General features: G+C 68.1%; 18 protein-coding genes. 10 read left to right on the forward strand and 8 right to left on the reverse strand.

Translation table 11 applies throughout. The annotated features are described in order from the left end of the window. Positions 1 to 22: 22 nt before the first annotated feature. Genes ACE2AC_RS09325 through ACE2AC_RS09345 form a run of 5 tightly spaced genes read right to left on the reverse strand, consistent with a single transcriptional unit; the run spans position 23 to position 4721 of the window. Positions 23 to 613 (reverse strand): TetR/AcrR family transcriptional regulator, encoded by a 591-nt coding sequence (locus ACE2AC_RS09325; RefSeq protein WP_375691818.1) that lies wholly within the window; start codon positions 611 to 613, stop codon positions 23 to 25. A gap of 53 nt (positions 614 to 666) precedes the next feature. Beyond that, the gene (locus tag ACE2AC_RS09330; RefSeq protein ID WP_375691819.1) at positions 667 to 2259 is read right to left on the reverse strand and encodes an ABC transporter permease; all 1593 of its coding nucleotides are present in this window, start codon (positions 2257 to 2259) and stop codon (positions 667 to 669) included. Continuing rightward, the gene (locus ACE2AC_RS09335) at positions 2249 to 3019 is read right to left on the reverse strand and encodes an ABC transporter ATP-binding protein (RefSeq protein ID WP_375691820.1); all 771 of its coding nucleotides are present in this window, start codon (positions 3017 to 3019) and stop codon (positions 2249 to 2251) included. Before ACE2AC_RS09335 ends, ACE2AC_RS09330 begins: the two co-directional genes overlap by 11 nt. Continuing rightward, positions 3019 to 3993, reverse strand: a complete 975-nt coding sequence (locus ACE2AC_RS09340) for an ABC transporter substrate-binding protein (protein ID WP_375691821.1) — start codon at positions 3991 to 3993, stop codon at positions 3019 to 3021. Before ACE2AC_RS09340 ends, ACE2AC_RS09335 begins: the two co-directional genes overlap by 1 nt. Before the next feature lie 41 nt (positions 3994 to 4034). Continuing rightward, positions 4035 to 4721 (reverse strand): 5-formyltetrahydrofolate cyclo-ligase, encoded by a 687-nt coding sequence (locus tag ACE2AC_RS09345; RefSeq protein WP_375691822.1) that lies wholly within the window; start codon positions 4719 to 4721, stop codon positions 4035 to 4037. 126 nt (positions 4722 to 4847) lie between these two features. Here ACE2AC_RS09345 and ACE2AC_RS09350 point away from each other — a divergent pair, with 126 nt between their 5' ends. Then, entirely contained in the window at positions 4848 to 5696 is an 849-nt protein-coding gene (locus tag ACE2AC_RS09350) for a MurR/RpiR family transcriptional regulator (protein ID WP_375691823.1), read from the forward strand. Between the two features lie 4 nt (positions 5697 to 5700). On the opposite strand, the gene ACE2AC_RS09355 is transcribed toward ACE2AC_RS09350, so the two are convergent. Both ACE2AC_RS09355 and ACE2AC_RS09360 read right to left on the reverse strand, forming a co-directional pair. Continuing rightward, a complete protein-coding gene (locus ACE2AC_RS09355; RefSeq protein WP_375691824.1) occupies positions 5701 to 6117 on the reverse strand; it encodes a GNAT family N-acetyltransferase in 417 nt (138 codons plus the stop codon). A gap of 163 nt (positions 6118 to 6280) precedes the next feature. Then, complete coding sequence (locus ACE2AC_RS09360) at positions 6281 to 7021, reverse strand: META domain-containing protein (protein WP_375691825.1); 741 nt, start codon at positions 7019 to 7021, stop codon at positions 6281 to 6283. A 290-nt stretch (positions 7022 to 7311) separates the two neighbouring features. Between ACE2AC_RS09360 and ACE2AC_RS09365 the strand changes: the two genes are divergently transcribed. The 6 genes from ACE2AC_RS09365 (at position 7312) to ACE2AC_RS09390 (ending at position 13248) form a co-directional block, all read left to right on the forward strand. Further along, complete coding sequence (locus ACE2AC_RS09365) at positions 7312 to 8328, forward strand: ABC transporter substrate-binding protein (protein WP_375691826.1); 1017 nt, start codon at positions 7312 to 7314, stop codon at positions 8326 to 8328. Positions 8329 to 8389: 61 nt separating this feature from the next. Next, positions 8390 to 9214 (forward strand): ABC transporter permease, encoded by an 825-nt coding sequence (locus tag ACE2AC_RS09370; protein WP_375691827.1) that lies wholly within the window; start codon positions 8390 to 8392, stop codon positions 9212 to 9214. 70 nt (positions 9215 to 9284) lie between these two features. After that, entirely contained in the window at positions 9285 to 10001 is a 717-nt protein-coding gene (locus ACE2AC_RS09375; RefSeq protein WP_375691828.1) for an ABC transporter permease, read from the forward strand. A 4-nt stretch (positions 10002 to 10005) separates the two neighbouring features. Then, complete coding sequence (locus tag ACE2AC_RS09380; RefSeq protein ID WP_375691829.1) at positions 10006 to 11058, forward strand: ABC transporter ATP-binding protein; 1053 nt, start codon at positions 10006 to 10008, stop codon at positions 11056 to 11058. Beyond that, a complete protein-coding gene (locus ACE2AC_RS09385; RefSeq protein ID WP_375691830.1) occupies positions 11037 to 12359 on the forward strand; it encodes an amidohydrolase family protein in 1323 nt (440 codons plus the stop codon). The genes ACE2AC_RS09380 and ACE2AC_RS09385 overlap by 22 nt, the downstream gene beginning before the upstream one ends. A 1-nt stretch (position 12360) precedes the next feature. Next, positions 12361 to 13248: a nucleoside hydrolase gene (locus ACE2AC_RS09390; protein WP_375691831.1), complete on the forward strand. Its 888-nt coding sequence runs from the start codon at positions 12361 to 12363 to the stop codon at positions 13246 to 13248. On the opposite strand, the gene ACE2AC_RS09395 is transcribed toward ACE2AC_RS09390, so the two are convergent. Then, the gene (locus tag ACE2AC_RS09395; protein WP_375691832.1) at positions 13245 to 14408 is read right to left on the reverse strand and encodes an amidohydrolase; all 1164 of its coding nucleotides are present in this window, start codon (positions 14406 to 14408) and stop codon (positions 13245 to 13247) included. The genes ACE2AC_RS09390 and ACE2AC_RS09395 overlap by 4 nt on opposite strands. A 65-nt stretch (positions 14409 to 14473) precedes the next feature. Between ACE2AC_RS09395 and ACE2AC_RS09400 the strand changes: the two genes are divergently transcribed. From ACE2AC_RS09400 to ACE2AC_RS09410, 3 genes are read left to right on the forward strand one after another with little or no spacing between them, the layout of a single operon-like run. Next, on the forward strand, positions 14474 to 15115 hold the full coding sequence (locus ACE2AC_RS09400) for a phosphoribosyltransferase (protein ID WP_375691833.1): 642 nt from the start codon (positions 14474 to 14476) through the stop codon (positions 15113 to 15115). Further along, the gene (locus ACE2AC_RS09405; RefSeq protein ID WP_375691834.1) at positions 15112 to 15627 is read left to right on the forward strand and encodes a hypothetical protein; all 516 of its coding nucleotides are present in this window, start codon (positions 15112 to 15114) and stop codon (positions 15625 to 15627) included. Before ACE2AC_RS09400 ends, ACE2AC_RS09405 begins: the two co-directional genes overlap by 4 nt. 11 nt (positions 15628 to 15638) lie before the next feature. Beyond that, the gene (locus ACE2AC_RS09410) at positions 15639 to 16955 is read left to right on the forward strand and encodes an adenine deaminase C-terminal domain-containing protein (protein WP_375691835.1); all 1317 of its coding nucleotides are present in this window, start codon (positions 15639 to 15641) and stop codon (positions 16953 to 16955) included. The last annotated feature ends 2 nt before the right edge of the window (positions 16956 to 16957 follow it).

A 16957-nucleotide genomic window follows, 5' to 3' on the forward strand; every position in this document is an offset into this window, starting at 1 on the left:
CTCCCTTGTTCGCTTGCCGGTGTCAGGTTCCGGGGCCCGGCGGAACCGTGGCGCCCCGGACGATCAGGTCTACGAGTGTTGCGAAATCCGGCAGCGCCGCAGCGCCGCGCGGGTCATTCTTGGCGCCGTACTCGGCCAGGATCAGCAGACGGGCGAGGTCGGCCGGCGCCGTGTCCGGCCGCAGGCGCGTGCCGCGTTCCGCGTAGCGTGCCATCGTCGCGACCAGCTGTCCCACGAACGCGGCGGTGTCGGCTTCCTTCAGGTCCTGCGTCTGGCGCGAATGTTCGGCCAGCAGTTCCTCGGCGTGCGGCGATCCGTCCATGTGGCCGGTGAAGAAGCGCAGCCGCGCGACCAACTGGGCGGTCAGGGCCTGCGACAGGCTGGCGCCCTCCGCCTCTGCCTCGCGGGCGGCGGCTTCGGCGGCGTCGCGCGACCCGACGCTGATCAGCTCGACCACGGCGCGGAACAGCGCCTCTTTCGTCTCGAAGTGATTGTAGACCGCCTGCCGCGACAGGCCCGCCTCCTTGCCGACCCGCTCCATGCTGGTCAGGCGGAAACCGTATCTGACGAAGACGGTCATGGCGGCCTCGAGGATCCGTTCGCGGGGACTCATGTTGACATGGTTGACAGATCGAGACGTTTTGTAAAGATCTTTCTGCCCCCGCGTCACTCTGCCGTCTGCATCCCCATCCGCCGCAGCACCCGCCTCTCGCCCAAGACGATGACCTGGTAGAACGCGACCGAGATCAGCACCGAGACCGCGGCGACCGTCCAGATCATCCCGAAATCGAGGTAGCCGCGCGACTGGTTCAGCAGGTTGCCGAGGCCCTTTCCCGTCGCCAGCCATTCCGCGATCATCACCCCCAGGAGCGCCCGCGGCGCGGTCAGCCGCGCCGCGGCAAAGAGATAGGGCATCGAGGCCGGGATGGTGACCATCCGCAGCTCGCGCCACGGCCCGGCCCCGTAGGCGCGCGGCAGCTCGACCGCGCCTTTCGGCACCAGCGCGATCCCCTGCGCCAGCGTGACGAAGGCCGGAAAGAACGTGACCGAGATCGTGACCCACATCGTCAGCGCCGTGCCGCGCCCGAGGATCAGCACGAGCAGCGGGGTCAGCGCCACGAGCGGCATGGTCTGGGTGACCAGCGCCACCGGCATGAACGCCTCGATCGCGCGCGGGAAGAGGCGTGAGGAAATGGCCAGCGCGAAGGCAAACGCCAGCCCCGCCGCCATGCCCACGAGGGTGATGGGCAGGGTCTCTGCCAAGGCCGCGAGCAGGCGCGCCTGCGCCTTGTCCGACGCGGGCGAGAGAAAGAGGTACTCGATCACGCCCCAGGGCGTCTTGGCGATTATCGCGGGCACGCCGGTGCCCCAGATGAAGAGCCACCAGGCCACGAAGGGCAGCGCGATGGCCCCGGCCGCGATCAGGGCACGGCGCAGATGCGGGTCGGCGCTGCGCCCTGCGTCCGGCACGGCGGTGTTCATCGTGACCGCCCGCGTGCTGCCGACAAAGCGTTTCGCAAGCCACGAGAAGACCGCATAGCTCAGCCCCGCGATCGCGGTCGCCATCAGCCCGATCCCCCAGAGCCGGGCCGGATCCCCGCGCCCGAGCGAGCCCAGCAGGTAGCTCCCCAGCCCCCAGCGGCCGCCGCCGCCGAATTCGGCCAGGATCGCGCCCAGCACGGCGTTCGGCGCGGCCACGCGGAACGCGGCCAGGATGGCGGGCACCGCGGCGCGGAACTGCACCTTGCGCAGCACCGTCCAGCGATTGCCGCCATAGGCCCGGATAAGGTCCGAGGCGCGGCTGTCGGCCTGGGTGATGCCCAGCACGGTGGCCGTCATGGTGACGAAGTAGACGCCGAGCGCGGCCAGCACGATCCGCGGCGCAAGACCTTCGAGCGTGAGGTTCAGGATCGGCGCGATGGCAATGGCCGGGAGGGCGAAGATGGCGATGTTCACGCCGCGGAAGAGCCGCAGCGTGACGGGCGAGAGGGCAAAGACCACGCCGGCCGCGATACCCACGGCGTTGCCGATGACGAACCCCGCCGCCGAGGACACCAGCGTCGCGAGGATGTGGCGCGGATAGTCACCGAGATCGGCCCAGAACTGGGCGAGGATCTCGGTCACTCCCGGCAGTGCCCCGCCTGCAACGAGGTCGAGGCGTCCGACCACCTCCCACGCCAGCAGCAGCACCAGGGCATTGCGCAGCCCCGCCGGGATGCCGAACGCAGCCCGGCCCGGGCTCTCTGCCTCAGCCGCCATGCAGCACCTCGGCGATGCGATCGCAGAGCGCATGGAAATCGGGATCGGAAAACAGCGACGGGTCGCGCGGCCGGGCGAAGGGCACGTCGATCACCTCGACGATCCGGCCCGGGTCGGCGTGCATGACGACGACACGGTCGGCAAGGAACACCGCCTCGTCGATCCCGTGGGTGACGAGAAAGGCGGTCGATCCGGTCTCGGCCCAGATGCGCTGAAGCTCGACGTTCATCTGCCGGCGCAGGATCTGGTCGAGCGCGCCGAAGGGTTCGTCCATGAAAAGCACCTGCGGGTGCGTCACCAGCGCCCGCGCGATGGCGACGCGCTGGCGCATGCCGCCCGACAGCTCACCGGGCAGGGAATTCTCGTAGCCCTTGAGGCCCACCAGATCGATCATCGCCTGCACGCGGTCGCGGCTGTCGCGCAGCGGGCGACCCAGCACCTCGAGCGGGACCTCGACGTTGTGGCGCACCGTGCGCCAGGGCAGCAGCGCGGCATCCTGGAACGCCACGCCGGTCACGCCCGCCCGCGCCGCGGCCTGCGGCGCCGCGCCTGCGATCATCACCTCGCCCGCGTCCGCCCCTTCCAGGCCAAGCGCGATGCGCATCACGGTGGACTTGCCGCAGCCCGACGGGCCGATGATCGCGGTGAAGGAGCCTGCGGGACAATGCAGGGTCACGTCCCGCAGGGCCTCCACCACCTTGCCGCGGCCGCGGAAGGTCTTGCCGACCCCGGAAAGGGTGATCCCGTCCGGGGCGCGCATCAGATCTCGGCCAGGAGCGAGGTGTCGAACATCTCGGCGTTGCCGACGATGCCGACCTCGCCGAGGGCCGAGAGGCATTTTTCGATCCCGTCGTCGGTCAGGGCAAAGATGCCGTCGGGATGTTCGATCAGCGGTTGCTGCGCCTGGTTGAAGTAGACCTCGTTCTCGATGGTGCGGCCGGTGCCCGCGAAATGCGTGCCTTCCCATTTCGGCGGCCAGGCGGCGGGATCCTTGAAGTTCTCTTCCCAGCCCTTGCGCGAGGCGCGCAGCCAGGTGACCAGTTGATCGCGCTTGGTGTCCAGCACCTCCTGCGTGACCACGACGGTGTCGTTGAAGGTGGTGAAGCCGAAGTCGTAGAGCAGGAAGCTCACCGCTTCGACCCCCTGCTGGGAGATCGTGAAGGGCACGTTGGTGGTAAAGTCGAGCGAGGCGTCGATCTCGCCCTGAATCAGCGGCGTCGGGTCGTAGGCGTAGGGCACGATGTTGACCTCGGACGGGTCGATGCCGTTCAGCTTCAGCATCGCCTCGACCGAGATCACGTTGACCGGCGGCACCGCCAGCGTCTTGCCCTTCAACTCTTCCGGCGAATTGATCGGCGCCGAGGCGAGCGAGACGATGCCCAGAGGGTTCTTCTGGTACTGGGTGCCGATGATCTTGAACGGTGCACCCTGTTCGACAATGGCCTTGATCGTGGTGTCGGGCGTGGTCAGCGCCAGGTCGGCGCGGCCCGCGATGATGGTCGATTCCGGGATCACGTCGGGCCCGCCCGGCAGGTAGGTCAGCGCCATCCCCTCGTCGGCGTAATAACCTTCGTCCATGGCCAGGAAGTAGCCCGCGAATTCCGCGTCGTTGATCCAGGCGGCCTGCATCTTGAGCGGGTCGCCCGAGGCGCCCGCCCGGAACGGCAGGGCGGAGGCGGCGGCGGCACCGGCGGCGGTGCCCAGGAAATGGCGGCGGTTCATCGGTCGTAGCATCGTCTCTGTCTCCACTGTTGTCGTTGTTTTTCGGTCCGGCCTCAGGCGAGGCCCTGGATGCGTTGCAGTTCCTGAAGCGGGGGCGTGTCGTCGATCTGCTTGGGGTCGAGCAGCGGCCATTTCACCCCGCGCGGCCGCTTGGCGCGGCGCTCGACCCGGTAGGCCTGCGAGGGGGTGAAGATCGTGTCGACCAGAATGTCGGTTTCGGACGGCTGCAGGTGATCCTCGACCAGTTGCACGTCATGCACGACGGCATGGACCGGCGTGGTTTCGTCCACCAGCCCGAGGTCGGTAAACATCCCCCATTCGAGGTCGAAGAACCCATGCCCCTTGCCGAACCGCACCCCGTTGACCGAAACCGCCGAGGCGCCGGTCACGAGGTAGTCGAACCGCCCGCGCCGGGCGATCTCTTCCAGCGTGATGGGCGTGCCGAAGTGCTCCATCCCGTCGAGCCACGAGGCGTAGAGCGCCGCGCCCTCGGGGATGGTCGCCGGGTCGAGCAGCAGGAAGCCGCGGTAGATGCCGTAGGTCGACATCACGAAGGTCTTGCCGTCCTCGATCATCCGGCGGCGCAGGTCGGCCAGGCAGTTGTCGGGGGTGATGAAGGCGAATTGCGACGCCTGGTAGGCCGGATCGGCGACAAGGCGGTCGATCGCCGCCTCGGATTCCTCGAAATCGGGAATGACCTCGGCAAAGTTCAGGTGGAAGCGCGTGTCCGGTCTGGCCACGTCATGCAGCTTCGTCCATATTTTCTGCCGGATAACTTTCGAGGTCGACATCTTGCCATTCCGCTGTGTTTCACTGTTTCATAGGATTGAAACTTGGGTTTCATCGGTCAAGGGAAATCGTGAAGCATGGCGTCGCGCCTGATCCTCCGCATCCAGGAGAGCCAGTCGAAACTGACCGGTTCGGAACAGAAAATCGCGCGGGTCCTGATGGAAAATCAGGGCCTTATCGAAACGCACACCGCAACCGAGCTGGCCGGGATTGCGGGCGTCAGCAAGGCGACGACTGCCCGTTTTTTCCGCAACCTCGGCTACACCGACTTTGAAGAGGTGCGCCTGCAGGCCCGCGAGGAACGGAATCGCACCCAGCCCTACGGCCGGTCCGAGGCCCGCCCGGCGGCCGTGTCCATGGGCCGGTCCATCGGCGCGCACCTCGAGCTTGAGCTGGCGAACCTGCAGCGCACCTTCGAAGAGATGCGCGCCGACCTGCTGCCGGACCTCGCCCGCCTGATCGCCGGGGCGCCGCGCGTCTGGTTCCTGGGCTTCGGCGCAGAGGACGGCGTCGCCCGCGTCGGCAAGTCGATGTTCCACCGCCTGCGGCACGAGGTGCATCACCTCGACGGTGCCGGGCAGGACTGGGCGGGCGCGCTGGCCGCCACCGGGCCGCGCGACGTGCTGATCCTGCTGACGCTGGAGCCCCGCCCCAAGATGCTGCGCCCGATCCTGGCCCATGCCCGCACCACGCGGATGCGGGTGGTCACGATCACCGACCACGCATTTGCCCCGCAGGCCGAACGCTTTTCCGAACGGGTCCTGCCCTGCCACGCGGCCAGCTACGGGCTGCTGCCGACCCACGCGACGATGCTGTCGCTGCTCAGGCTGCTGGCCGTCGCCTATGTCGGCGAGAACGGCGAGACCGTCGAACGGCGGATGGAGATCCTCGAGGCGATCGAGGAAGAGCTGAACTTTTCCGAGTAGGCGCCTAGCGGCGGTACTTGACGAAGGGTGTCAGGGTCGCCACCCGGTCATAGAGCCGCCGTGCGGCATAATTATCCGCGGCGGTCAGCCAGTAGACCTGCGCGGCGTCGTGCCGGTCCGCGGCGTCATAGACCGTCTCGATCAGCGCACGCCCGATGCCCCCGCCGCGCATGTCGGGATCGGCGAAGAGGTCCTGCAAGTAACAGCGCGGAGCCCAGTCCGAGGTCGAGGGCACGAAGAAGTAGTGCGCGAAGCCGACGACGCGCCCCTCGCAGGTGGCGACGAAGCCGTGCGGTTCGCCCGCGGCGGCGACCAGTGTGGCCCAGGTCCGACGGGTGACCCGTTCTTCCACCGTGCGCTGGTAGAAGGCGTTGTATCCGGCCCAAAGCCTGCGCCAGCTGTCTTCGTCCTCAACTGCCATTGGGCGGACAGTTACGTCGGCCATCGCTGTTCCTCGTCTTGCCGGGTCAGGCCCGGATCGCCGCCCCTGCCGGGAACGGCAACCGCTTTCGGGCGGTCCAAGTGCAGACGGCCGCCCGATCGGGCGGCCGTGCTCAGGGTCGTTTTCAGGCGTGGCGCAGCACTCAGCCCGCCTTGCTGAACCGCAGCACCGGCACGCCCGCGGCATTGACGAAGGTCAGCAGGTCGCCGTTGCGGACATACCCCCGGGTGCTTTCGAGCGCCTCGACGGTCATCTCTTCCAGCTTCATCTGCGGCTCGGGGCAGAGCTTCCGCGTGCTGGCCATCGGCTGCTGCACCTCGAACCCGGTTTCGGTCACCTCGGCCGAGCCGTTCACCTGGTTGCACCCGGCAAAGACCGAGAACGTGCCATCGGGCATCAGGGTCAGCGTCGGCGGGTTGTCGACGATCAGCATCCGGCCGCCGATCTCGAACGCGGTCCAGGTGACCTCGATGTCGATCGGGGTGCCGTCACCCGCGGGCTGGGACGCTTCGAGCACGACGGTCACCGCCTCTCCGGCACCGCGGGTCAGCACGGTGTGCGACGTCGTCGTCCGCGCCAGGACGCTTTCGCCCGACATCACCCGGGCCGAGACCGCGTAGGTCATGTTGTCGACGATCAGCTCGGACTCGTAGGGCAGCGGCACGGTCAGCGGCAGCGTGGTGATCCGCATCGCCTGGGTGGTGATGGTTTCCGACGGTGCATCCGCCTTGGACACGTCGAGAAGGTCGATCCGCAGCATCGCGCCGTCGGGAATCTCGACCGCGTCCTGCTGTTCCGCCGTCACGGTCACGGTCCTGACCTCGGCCAGCGCCGGGGTGGCCAGGGCGGCGGCGATCAGAAAGGGGGCTGCGAAAGCCTTCATCAAACATCTCCTCGAATGGGCCCGCGCGGTGCGCCGCGCGGATGGCAATGCCCGATACTGTGCACACGGTCCGGGGTCAGGCAAGCAACCATCGCTGCCGCCGAGGTTGAGCCACGCGGGCGCGACGCCCAAATCCGCGGCATCCCCGGGCGCCATCACGAAATCACCGCACACCCGCTCATGCCTTGACTTGTGTGGATTTCCTCACCCCCATTATTTACCAGCTCCCAAAGAAAACCTTCCGCCCGGTCGTCCCGTACAACTCGGTTCAATAGACAAGGTCTCGTGACATGAAAAAACTTCTCTCGATTTCCGCCCTGGCCCTCACGGCCGCCTCTGCCTCGGCGCAGGCCGAAACGCTGGTGGTGTCCTGGTGGGGCTACAACGGCGACAAGCTGAACGCGAACCTCATCGAGCCCTTCAAGGAGATGTGCGGCTGCGACGTCGAGTTCGAGACCGGCAACAACGCCGACCGCCTCGGCAAGCTGACCGCGCGCGGCGGCAAGGGCGTCGACGTCATCTTCCTGACCGACAGCTACTCCCAGGTCGGGATCGAGAACGGCGTCTTCCAGAAGATCGACCGTTCCAAGCTGTCGAACATCGACGAGATCTACGAGATTGCCCGCGACCCGCAGGGCGGCTACGGCCCGGCCTACACCGTCGGCCGGATCGGCGTCGTCTATGACAGCGCCAAGGTCGAGCCGATCACCAGCTGGGGCGATCTCTGGCGCGAGGACCTGGCGGGCCAGGTGTCGCTGCCGAACATCACCACCACCGCGGGCCCGATGTTCGTGGTGCAGGCCGGCGACAAGGCCGGGGTCGACGCCTACGAGGACGCCGACACGACCTTTGCCGAGATCGAGAAGATCAAGCCGAACGTGGTCAAGAACTACAACACCGGCTCGGAAATGGTGAACCTCGCCTCGACCGGCGAGATCGCGGTCACCATGACGCAGGACTTCACCCTGCGGTCGCTGCAGGAAGCGGTTCCGACCATGACCTGGGCCGAGCTGGAAGATGGCGACATCGCTGTCCTGAACACGCTCAACATCCCGACCGGTGCCGAGAACGTCGAGCTGGCCTACAAGTTCATCGACTTTGTCCTGTCGCAGGAAGTGCAGCAGAAAGAGGCCGAGCAGGGCGTCGACGCCCCGATCAACATGAACGTCGAGCTGACCGACGAACAGGCCGCCCTCTGGACCTACGGCCAGGACGAGATCGACGCGCTCAACACCATGGACTATGCCAAGATGAACGCGGCCAAGACCGACTGGATCGACCGCTGGAACGAAATCTTCGGCATGTAATCCGGACCGGGGCGCGCGCCTGACGTTGCGCGCGCCCCGCCCCCCTGAATAGAAAGACCCGATGCCCCGCCTTCGCGCCTGGGCCCTGTCCGCCCCCGCCCTTCTCCTCGTGTTCCTGTTCCTCGGCCTGCCGGTCATGGCGACCTTCGCCACGACCTTCGGCGATCCCGCGGGGCCGTTCTCGCAGTACGCCGCCTTCTTCAACTCGCGCTTCCGGATGACCGTCCTGTGGCGGACGATGGAGGTCGCGCTGATCACCACTGCCGTATCGCTCGTCGTCGGATTCATCACCGCCTGGGTGGTCGCCCATGCCCCGGCCCGGATGAAGTCGTTGCTGATCATCGCCGCGGTCTTCCCGCTGCTGACCGGCGTGGTCGTGCGGTCCTTTGCCTGGCTGATCATCCTCGGCAAGGAAGGCATCCTGAACGACACGCTGCTCTGGTTGGGCGTGATCGATGAACCGATCACGATGCTCTACACCCAGTTCTCGGTCATCATCGCGATGATCTACCTTTTCGTGCCGCTGATGATCCTGACGCTCGTCGGCGTGCTCGAAGGGATCCCGCAGGACCTGACCGAGGCGGCAGCCTCGCTCGGCGCGAAACCGGCGGCCGCCTTCCGGCAGGTGATCCTGCCGATGGCCGTGCCCGGGCTGATCGTCGGCGCTGTGCTGGTCTTTACCGGTTCCTTCACCTCCTACGCCACGCCCCAGCTTCTGGGTGGCGAGCGGCAGATGATGATGGGTACGTTCCTCTACCAGCGGGCGATGGTGACCTTTGACTGGGTCGGCGCCTCGACCATCGCGGCGATCATGGTCGTCGTGACACTGACCACCGTGCTCGTGATGTCCCGCATCGCGCGCCGCCTGAACCCGGTGGCCGGCTGATGAAACAGAAGATGCACCCCCTGCTGGTGGCCTTTGCCGCCGTGACCTTCTTTTCCTGCTCGGGCCGCTGGTGATCATCATCGGCACCTCGCTGTCGGAAACCTCCTACCTCGCCTTTCCGCCCAAGGGGCTGAGCCTGCAGTGGTACGAGAACATCTTCGAGATCTCGGCCTTTCGCCGGACCATGGTGACCAGCTTCGTGCTGGCCGTCGGCGGCACCGCGCTGGCGACCCTGATCGGTATCCCGGCGGCCTATGCGATGGCGCGCTACCGCGTGCAGCTGCCCGCCTTCCTCGGCAACATCTACGTCCTGCCGATCCTGATCCCCGAGATCGTGCTGGGCTTTTCGCTGATGAAGTCCGTGGCCATCGGGGCGGATTTCCCGATCATGGCGGCGCTCTTCGTGGGCCATGCGCTGATCGTGCTGCCCTACTGCGTCCGGGTTGCGGGCGCCTCTCTCAACTCGTTCGACTTCTCGATCGAGGAGGCCGCCGTCTCGCTCGGCTGCCCGCGCTGGAAGGCATTCTTCATCGTGGTCCTGCCAAACGTGAAGGCCGGGATCATCGCGGGCTTCATCCTCGCCTTCATCACCTCGCTCAACGACGTCTCGGTCTCGATCTTCCTGACCGGCCCCGGCGTCTCGACCCTGCCCATCCAGCTTCTGGCCCACATGGAGCAGTTCTTCGATCCCACCATCGCCGCTGTCTCGGTCCTGCTGATGTTCGTGACCGTCGGCGTGATGGCGATCGTCGAACGCACCCTTGGCCTGACCTTCCTGACGAAATGACCCGATGACCGTTTCCCTCACCCTCTCAGACATCACCGCCCACTACGGCAGCACCAAGGTGCTCGAGGATCTCAACCTGCACGTCGGCGAGGGCGAGCTTGTCTCGCTCCTCGGTGCGTCGGGCTGCGGCAAGACCACCACGCTGCGGCTGGTGGCGGGGTTCCTCGAACCGACGACCGGGACGATCAAGCTCGGCGACCGAGACCTGACGCGGCTTCCGGCGCATGCCCGCAACATCGGGCTGGTGTTCCAGACCTACGCGCTCTTCCCGCACCTGACCGTGCGCGACAACGTGGCATTCGGGCTCAAGCAGCGGGGCATCGGCGGAGCGGAACGCCAGAAGCGGGCCGACGCGATGATCGAACGCGTGGGCCTCGGCGCCTTTGCCGACCGGCATCCCGCGAACCTCTCCGGCGGGCAACGGCAGCGGGTGGCGCTGGCCCGCGCGCTGGTGATCGAACCGCCGCTCCTGATGTTCGACGAACCGCTGTCGAACCTAGACGCGAAGCTCCGCGTCGACATGCGGGTCGAGATCCGGCGCCTGCAGCAGGCCAACGGAACCACCGCGCTCTATGTCACCCACGACCAGGAAGAGGCGTTCAGCATCTCCGATCGCGTGGCGATCATGAACGCGGGCAAGATCATGCAGCTCGACACGCCCGAGGTGCTCTATTCCCGCCCCGCCAATCCCTTCGTCGCGGATTTCGTGGGGTTCGAGAACATGATCCCGATGCGCGCCATCGCGGACGAAGGCGACGTGGTCCGGGCCGAGATGCAGGGCGGCACCACCGTCGACCTGCCCAAGGCACAGTTCACCGTGCCGTCGCAGGAATTCATCCTGGCCGCACGGCCCGAGGGCCTGCTGGTCGCGCCCGAGGGCAACGGCATTCCCGCCACGCTGGGCCTGCGCACCTACCTGGGCCGCGCCTACCAGTACCAGTGCGACACCCCCGCCGGAGAGGTGAAGGCCAACAGTGCCCTCGCCCAGCCCTATGACAGCGGCACCCGCGCCGTCCTGATCCCGCAGCCGGAACAATGTTGCCTGCTGAGCGCCTGATCCTCACCAATGCCCGCATCCTGACGATGGATGCGGCGCTGACCGAGTACGCGCGCGGCTGGATCGCGCTGGAGGGCGACCGGATCGTCGCGCTCGGCGACGGCGTGCCGCCCGACGGGCAGCAGCAGGACATGGGCGGCGACCTCGTGATGCCCGGAATGATCAACCCGCATTGCCACATGCCGATGACCCTTTTCCGGGGCCTGGGCGAGGACGTGGATGACCGCCTCTTCCGCTACATCCTGCCGCTGGAACGCGCGCTGGTGACCGCCGAGGTGGTCGAGGTCGGGGCGACGCTCGCGGCACTGGAGATGATCCGGGGCGGCGTGACCACTGTCGCCGACATGTATTACTTCGAGGACCGGATCGGCGCGGTGCTCGACCGTTCGGGCCTGCGCGGGGTCGTGGGGCAGACGCTCGCCGATTTCGCCGCGCCCGATCACGCCAGCATGGACGAGGGGTTTGCCCGGCTCGACGCCTTGGCCGAGATGTATCGGGATCATCCCCGAGTGACCACCTCCGCCGCCCCGCATGCGCCCTACTCCACGGGCGTCGAGGTCATGGCGCGAGTGGCGGAGTGGTCCGAGGCGCACCCGGACCTGCCAGTGCAGATGCACCTGGCCGAGACCCTGCCGGAACTCGACTGGGCCGCGAAGCAGGGCGCGACGACGGTGGAGCTGACCGACTGCACGGGGCTGCTGAACCATCGCCTTGTCGCCGCGCATGTCATGTATCCGACCGACGCCGACATGGACCTGATCGCCGAACGCGGCGCCCATGTCGCGCACAACGCCCGTTCGAACGGCAAGGCCGGGCGCGGGATCGCGCCGGTCACGGCGCTGCGGAGCCGCGGCGTGAAGGTCGGGATCGCAACCGACGGGCCGATGTCGGGCAACACGCTCGACCTCTTCTCCCAGCTCGCGCCCGCCGCGATGTTCCAGAAGATCGCCCAGAACACCCGGGGCGCCCTGCCCTGCGTCGAGGTCATCAAGATGGCCACGATCGAGGGCGCGGCGACGCTCGGCATGGCGGACCGCATCGGCTCGCTGGAACCCGGCAAGCAGGCGGACCTGATCCGCATCTCGCTCGCCGATCCCCGGCTGCACCCGATCTACGACATCTACTCGATGCTCACCTTCGCCACGATGCCCACCGACGTAAGCGGCACGATGGTCGCCGGGCGCTGGCTGATGCAGGGGCGCGAGGTCGGCACGCTTGACACCGACAAGACCCTCGCCGACGCCATGCAGGTCGCCCGGACCTTCAAGGCCCGCATGCACGAAATCGACACCGGAGCCTGACATGCCCGCCATCATCGACACCGACCCCGGCATCGACGACGCCATCGCGATCCTCTACGCCCTGCGCCACCCGGGCCTCGACATCGCCGCGATGACCACTGTGGCGGGCAACATCGGCCTGTCGGTGACAACCGCCAATGCCGGCCGCATCGCCACGCTGGCCGAGGTGCCGACCTCGGTGCATGCCGGTGCCAAGGCCCCTCTGGGCCGCGATCCGCGCCCCGAGCTGGGCATCCACGGCAACGACGGCCTTGGCGGCGTGGCCTTCCCCGAGCCGTCGCGGGCGCCCGAGGCGGAGGAGGCCGTCTCCTTCCTCGCCCGCACCCTCACGGCGGCCGAGCCGAAGACCATCGACCTCCTCTGCCTCGCGCCGCTGACCAACATCGCCAACCTCCTGACGCAGCACCCCGAGGCCGCTGCCCGCATCCGCCGCGTCATCGCCATGGGCGGCGCGGTGGACGAGCCGGGCAACATGGGGCGCGGGGAATTCAACCTTGCCCATGATCCCGAGGCCGCCGCCATCGTCCTGCACGCGGGGCTCGATCTGGTGCTGATCCCGCTCGACGCCACCCGCAAGTTCCGCGCCGACGCCGCCTATCTCGAAACGCTCCGCGCGACGGGCAAGGCGCCCGCCAAAGCCTCGGCCGACCTGATCGACGCCTATTTCGTGCAGACCGAGCATCAGGCGAAGGGATCCGAGAGCCGCCCGCTGCACGACCCCTGCGTGCCGCTCTATGCCCTGCACCCGGAACTTTTCCGGATCGAGACGCGGCACCTCCGGGTCGATCACGACGGCGCGCTGGTCGAAGGGCCGCACCCGATCCGCGTCGCCATGGGCGTGGATGCCGACGGCCTGCGGGCCAGGCTGGCCGAGGGGCTGGCGTGCTAGGCCAGTTCCTCCTCCACCACGGCGCGCCAGAAGGCCACGCCGTAGGGGATGCAGGCGTCGTTGAAATCGTAATTGGTGTTGTGGTGCTGCCCGTTGACCCGCGTCTCGCCCATGCCGAGCCAGACGTAGGCACCCGGCACCCGTGTGCCGAACTCGGCGAAATCGTCGCCGGCGGTCGATGGCGGGAAGGCTGTGCGCAGCAGGTCCTCGCCCATGCGTTTCCGGACGGCGTCCTGCGCCAAGGCCACCGGTTCGGCGGCGTTCACCACCGGCGGGATGCGGCGGCGGAACTCGTACTCCGCCGCGATGCCGTAACCCGCCGCGACGCCCCGGGCGTGGCGGCCGATCGCCTCTTCCAGCTGGTCCCTAACGGCTGTGGAATAGGCCCGCGCGGTGCCGCCGATGCGGACGGTATCCGGGATCACGTTCAGCGCCTGGAAACTGCCCGCCTCGAGCGCACAGGCGGAGATGACCGCCGGTTCCAGAGGATCGACCTCGCGCGCGACGATGCCGTGCACCTGCGCGAGGAAGACCCCCGCCGCCGTCACCGCGTCGCGCCCCTGGTGCGGCTTGGCGCCATGCGAACCCACACCGCGGAACCGCACCTCCCAGCTGTCAGAGCTAGCCAACTGCGGCCCTTCGACGGCCGCCACCACGCCCAGGTCCAGCCCGGGCATGTTGTGCAACCCGTAGGCCGCATCGACCGGGAATTGCTCGAAGAACCCGTCCGCGACCATCTTCGCCCCGCCGCCGCGCCCTTCCTCGGCGGGCTGAAAGACAAAATGCACCGTCCCAAAGAACTCGCCGTCCTTCGCCAGCGCCTCGGCCGCGCCGAGCAGCATGACCGTGTGCCCGTCATGGCCGCAGGCATGCATCTTGCCCGGGACCGTCGAGGCGTAGTCGAGCCCCGTCTCCTCCGGCATCGCCAGCGCGTCCATGTCGGCGCGCAGGAGCACCGCCCGGTTGCCCGACCCGCGGCGCAGCGTGCCGACCACGCCGGTGCCGCCCAGCCCGCGTGTCACCTCGATCCCCGCCGCCGCCAGCCGTTCGGCGACGATGGCGCTGGTCCGCTCTTCCTCGAACCCCAGCTCGGGGTGGGCGTGGAAATCGCGGCGGAGCGCGGTGAGATCGGCCAGGGTGGCGGGGTCCATGTCTGTCATGTCGGCTCCTCGGAATGCTGCGCAGACCCTACGCCCGCCGCCCCGAATGACAAGGAGCCGCGCCCATGAGAACCGACGTCTGGCAGCACCTGCATGACGATCTGACCCCGGGCGTGCAGCCGGATGGCGAGACGTTTGCCGTCCCCTTCGGCGCGCATCAGCTTCTCCTGCCGATCCGGGTGCTGGCGGACGGGCGCGGCGTCGCCTCTCTGATCGTCAACCAGGCGAGTTTCAGCGTTCTCGACGCCCTCGCCGACGCGGTGGCGGACGGCCTGCGCCCCCACGCCCCCGAGGTCATCGTCGGTGTCCCGACCCTCGGCCTGACGCTGGCCGAGGCCGTGGCCCGCCGCCTCGGCCACGCCCGCATGGTGCCGCTCGGGACCAGCCGGAAATTCTGGTACGACGAGGATCTGTCGGTCGAACTGAGGTCGATCACCACACCCGGCGGCGGCAAGCGGCTCTATGTCGACCCACGTATGCTGCCCTTGCTGGAGGATACCCGCGTCGCGGTGGTCGATGACGTCCTCTCCACCGGCGCCTCCATCGCCTCGACCCTCCGCCTGATGGACCTCGCGGGCATCGCCCCGGTTGCCATCGGCGCGGCGATGCTGCAGGGCGAGGGCTGGCGGGAGAAGGTCGGCGCGACCCCGGTGGTCGGCGCCTTCGCCACGCCGATCCTGACGAAAACCCCTGAGGGCTGGACATGACCGAGATCACCGCCGCATCCGAAGCCGCGATCCGCCGCGACCTGATCGACGTGGCCCTCGGCCGCCGCCCCGCCGACACGCTGATGCGGGTCGGGCGGCTGCTCGACACCAACTCCGCCCTCTGGCGCGAGGATGTCGAGATCGCGATCCTGAACGGCCGCATCGCCTATGTCGGGCCGCGCGGCTCCTTCCCCGGCACCGCGTCGGAGATTGTCGAGAAGCCCGACCTCGCAGCCGTCCCGGGCCTGGGCGAGGTGCACAAGCACATCGAAAGCTCCCACGTCACGCCGGAGTACGAGGCCGCTCTGGTCATCCCGCGCGGCAACACCTGGACCTGCGAGGCAAGCCACGAGTTCTCGAACGTCGTCCCCGACCGCACGCTCGACTTCTGGCTCGCCCCGCGCCGCGCCGGGTCGCCGCTCAAGATCTTCCCCTGCCCGGCTCCGCCGTTCCGCCGACCGCATGGGAACACGGCGCTCATCTCGACGGGGTCGATCAGACCCGCTTCCTGACCGAGAGCCTGATGACCGCCGGCCTTGACGAGGTGATGGACTGGCCCGCCGTCCGCGACCGCGACAACCCCGCCCATCCCCGGCTCTGGTCGATGATCGAAGCCACGTGGAACGCCCGCGCCGTGGTCGAAGGGCACGCGGCGGGCATCCGCGACCTGCCCAACATCAATGCCTTCGCCGCCTCCGGCATCGCGTCGGATCACGAGGCCTGGACGGCGGAAGAGGCCTTCGACAAGCTGCAATCCGGCCTCTTCGTCGAGATCCGCATCCACACCGGGGCCGAGATCGTCACCGGCCTGCTGGAACGCGGGCTAAAGGACTGGAGCCAGGTCGCGCTTGCCACCGACGACCGCCCGGCGCAGGAGGTGCTGGCGACCGGCGCCACCGACCGCAACGTGCGGATGGCCATCGACGCGGGGCTCTCGCCCGAGACGGCCATCCAGCTCGCCACGATCAACCCGGCGCGGCACATGCGGCTGACGCCCTGGGTCGGCTCCATCGCGCCGGGGCGCTTCGCGGACCTCGTGCTGCTGTCGGATGTGACGCGCTTCGAGATTGCCGAGGTCTGGGCCGACGGCCGCCATGCCGCGACGGGTACCGACTACCTCCTCGAGGTGCCAAAAATCGACTGGCCCGATTGGGCGCGGCAGACGGTCAACATCGGGCGCGACCTGACGGCCGGGGATTTCGCCATCCCCGCCACACCGGGCCGCGAGACGATGCAGGCCGCCGTGATCCGCCCCTTCCACTGGACCGACGATTTCCTGACCTTTGATCTGCCTGTGACAGACGGCGCCGTGCAACGCGACGCGGAGCGCAACATCACCAAGTTCGCCATCGTCGACCGCTATTCCGGCACCGCCGCGGTGTCCAAGATGTTCTGGCTCGGCTGCGGGCCGCGGGACGCTGACACCGCCCTCTGCTGCTCGATGGCGCATGACAAGCATAACATCTGGTGCGCCGGGTCTTCGGACGCCGCGATGGCGCTGGCGGTCAACACCTGCGCCAGCATGAATGGCGGCTGGGTCCTCGTCCATAGGGGCAAGGTGACGGCCATGGTCCCCTACGAAATCGCGGGCCTGATGACCGCGCGCCCGGCGGAGGCGCTGGCCGCAGACATGGCCGCCCTCTACGCCGCCGGCGAAAAGGTCGACTGGATGTTCGAGGAAAGCTTCCACCCCCGCTGGGCCCCGGGCTTCCCCGAACGGCTGGCCTTTGCCACGCTCACCTGTTCGCCCTGGCGCTGGAACCTTGTCGCGCCGTCCGAGCACGCGCCCCAAGGCTTCGTGCAGGTCCAGACCGGCGAGACACACCCGGTCGTCTGGTAACG

Origin of the sequence: Pseudooceanicola sp. LIPI14-2-Ac024 (genome assembly GCF_042188925.1) — a bacterium.
In the GTDB taxonomy this organism is placed as follows: Bacteria; Pseudomonadota; Alphaproteobacteria; order Rhodobacterales; family Rhodobacteraceae; genus Pseudooceanicola.

Excerpts from the sequence above, each read along its gene's own strand:
- ACE2AC_RS09325 (WP_375691818.1), bottom strand. The coding sequence starts at position 613 with ATGAGTCCCCGCGAACGGATCCTCGAGGCCGCCATGACCGTCTTCGTC.
- ACE2AC_RS09330 (WP_375691819.1), bottom strand. The coding sequence starts at position 2,259 with ATGGCGGCTGAGGCAGAGAGCCCGGGCCGGGCTGCGTTCGGCATCCCG.
- ACE2AC_RS09335 (WP_375691820.1), bottom strand. The coding sequence starts at position 3,019 with ATGCGCGCCCCGGACGGGATCACCCTTTCCGGGGTCGGCAAGACCTTC.
- ACE2AC_RS09340 (WP_375691821.1), bottom strand. The coding sequence starts at position 3,993 with ATGCTACGACCGATGAACCGCCGCCATTTCCTGGGCACCGCCGCCGGT.
- ACE2AC_RS09350 (WP_375691823.1), top strand. The coding sequence starts at position 4,848 with ATGGCGTCGCGCCTGATCCTCCGCATCCAGGAGAGCCAGTCGAAACTG.
- ACE2AC_RS09355 (WP_375691824.1), bottom strand. The coding sequence starts at position 6,117 with ATGGCAGTTGAGGACGAAGACAGCTGGCGCAGGCTTTGGGCCGGATAC.
- ACE2AC_RS09360 (WP_375691825.1), bottom strand. The coding sequence starts at position 7,021 with ATGAAGGCTTTCGCAGCCCCCTTTCTGATCGCCGCCGCCCTGGCCACC.
- ACE2AC_RS09365 (WP_375691826.1), top strand. The coding sequence starts at position 7,312 with ATGAAAAAACTTCTCTCGATTTCCGCCCTGGCCCTCACGGCCGCCTCT.
- ACE2AC_RS09370 (WP_375691827.1), top strand. The coding sequence starts at position 8,390 with ATGCCCCGCCTTCGCGCCTGGGCCCTGTCCGCCCCCGCCCTTCTCCTC.
- ACE2AC_RS09380 (WP_375691829.1), top strand. The coding sequence starts at position 10,006 with ATGACCGTTTCCCTCACCCTCTCAGACATCACCGCCCACTACGGCAGC.
- ACE2AC_RS09385 (WP_375691830.1), top strand. The coding sequence starts at position 11,037 with ATGTTGCCTGCTGAGCGCCTGATCCTCACCAATGCCCGCATCCTGACG.
- ACE2AC_RS09390 (WP_375691831.1), top strand. The coding sequence starts at position 12,361 with ATGCCCGCCATCATCGACACCGACCCCGGCATCGACGACGCCATCGCG.
- ACE2AC_RS09395 (WP_375691832.1), bottom strand. The coding sequence starts at position 14,408 with ATGACAGACATGGACCCCGCCACCCTGGCCGATCTCACCGCGCTCCGC.
- ACE2AC_RS09400 (WP_375691833.1), top strand. The coding sequence starts at position 14,474 with ATGAGAACCGACGTCTGGCAGCACCTGCATGACGATCTGACCCCGGGC.
- ACE2AC_RS09405 (WP_375691834.1), top strand. The coding sequence starts at position 15,112 with ATGACCGAGATCACCGCCGCATCCGAAGCCGCGATCCGCCGCGACCTG.
- ACE2AC_RS09410 (WP_375691835.1), top strand. The coding sequence starts at position 15,639 with ATGACCGCCGGCCTTGACGAGGTGATGGACTGGCCCGCCGTCCGCGAC.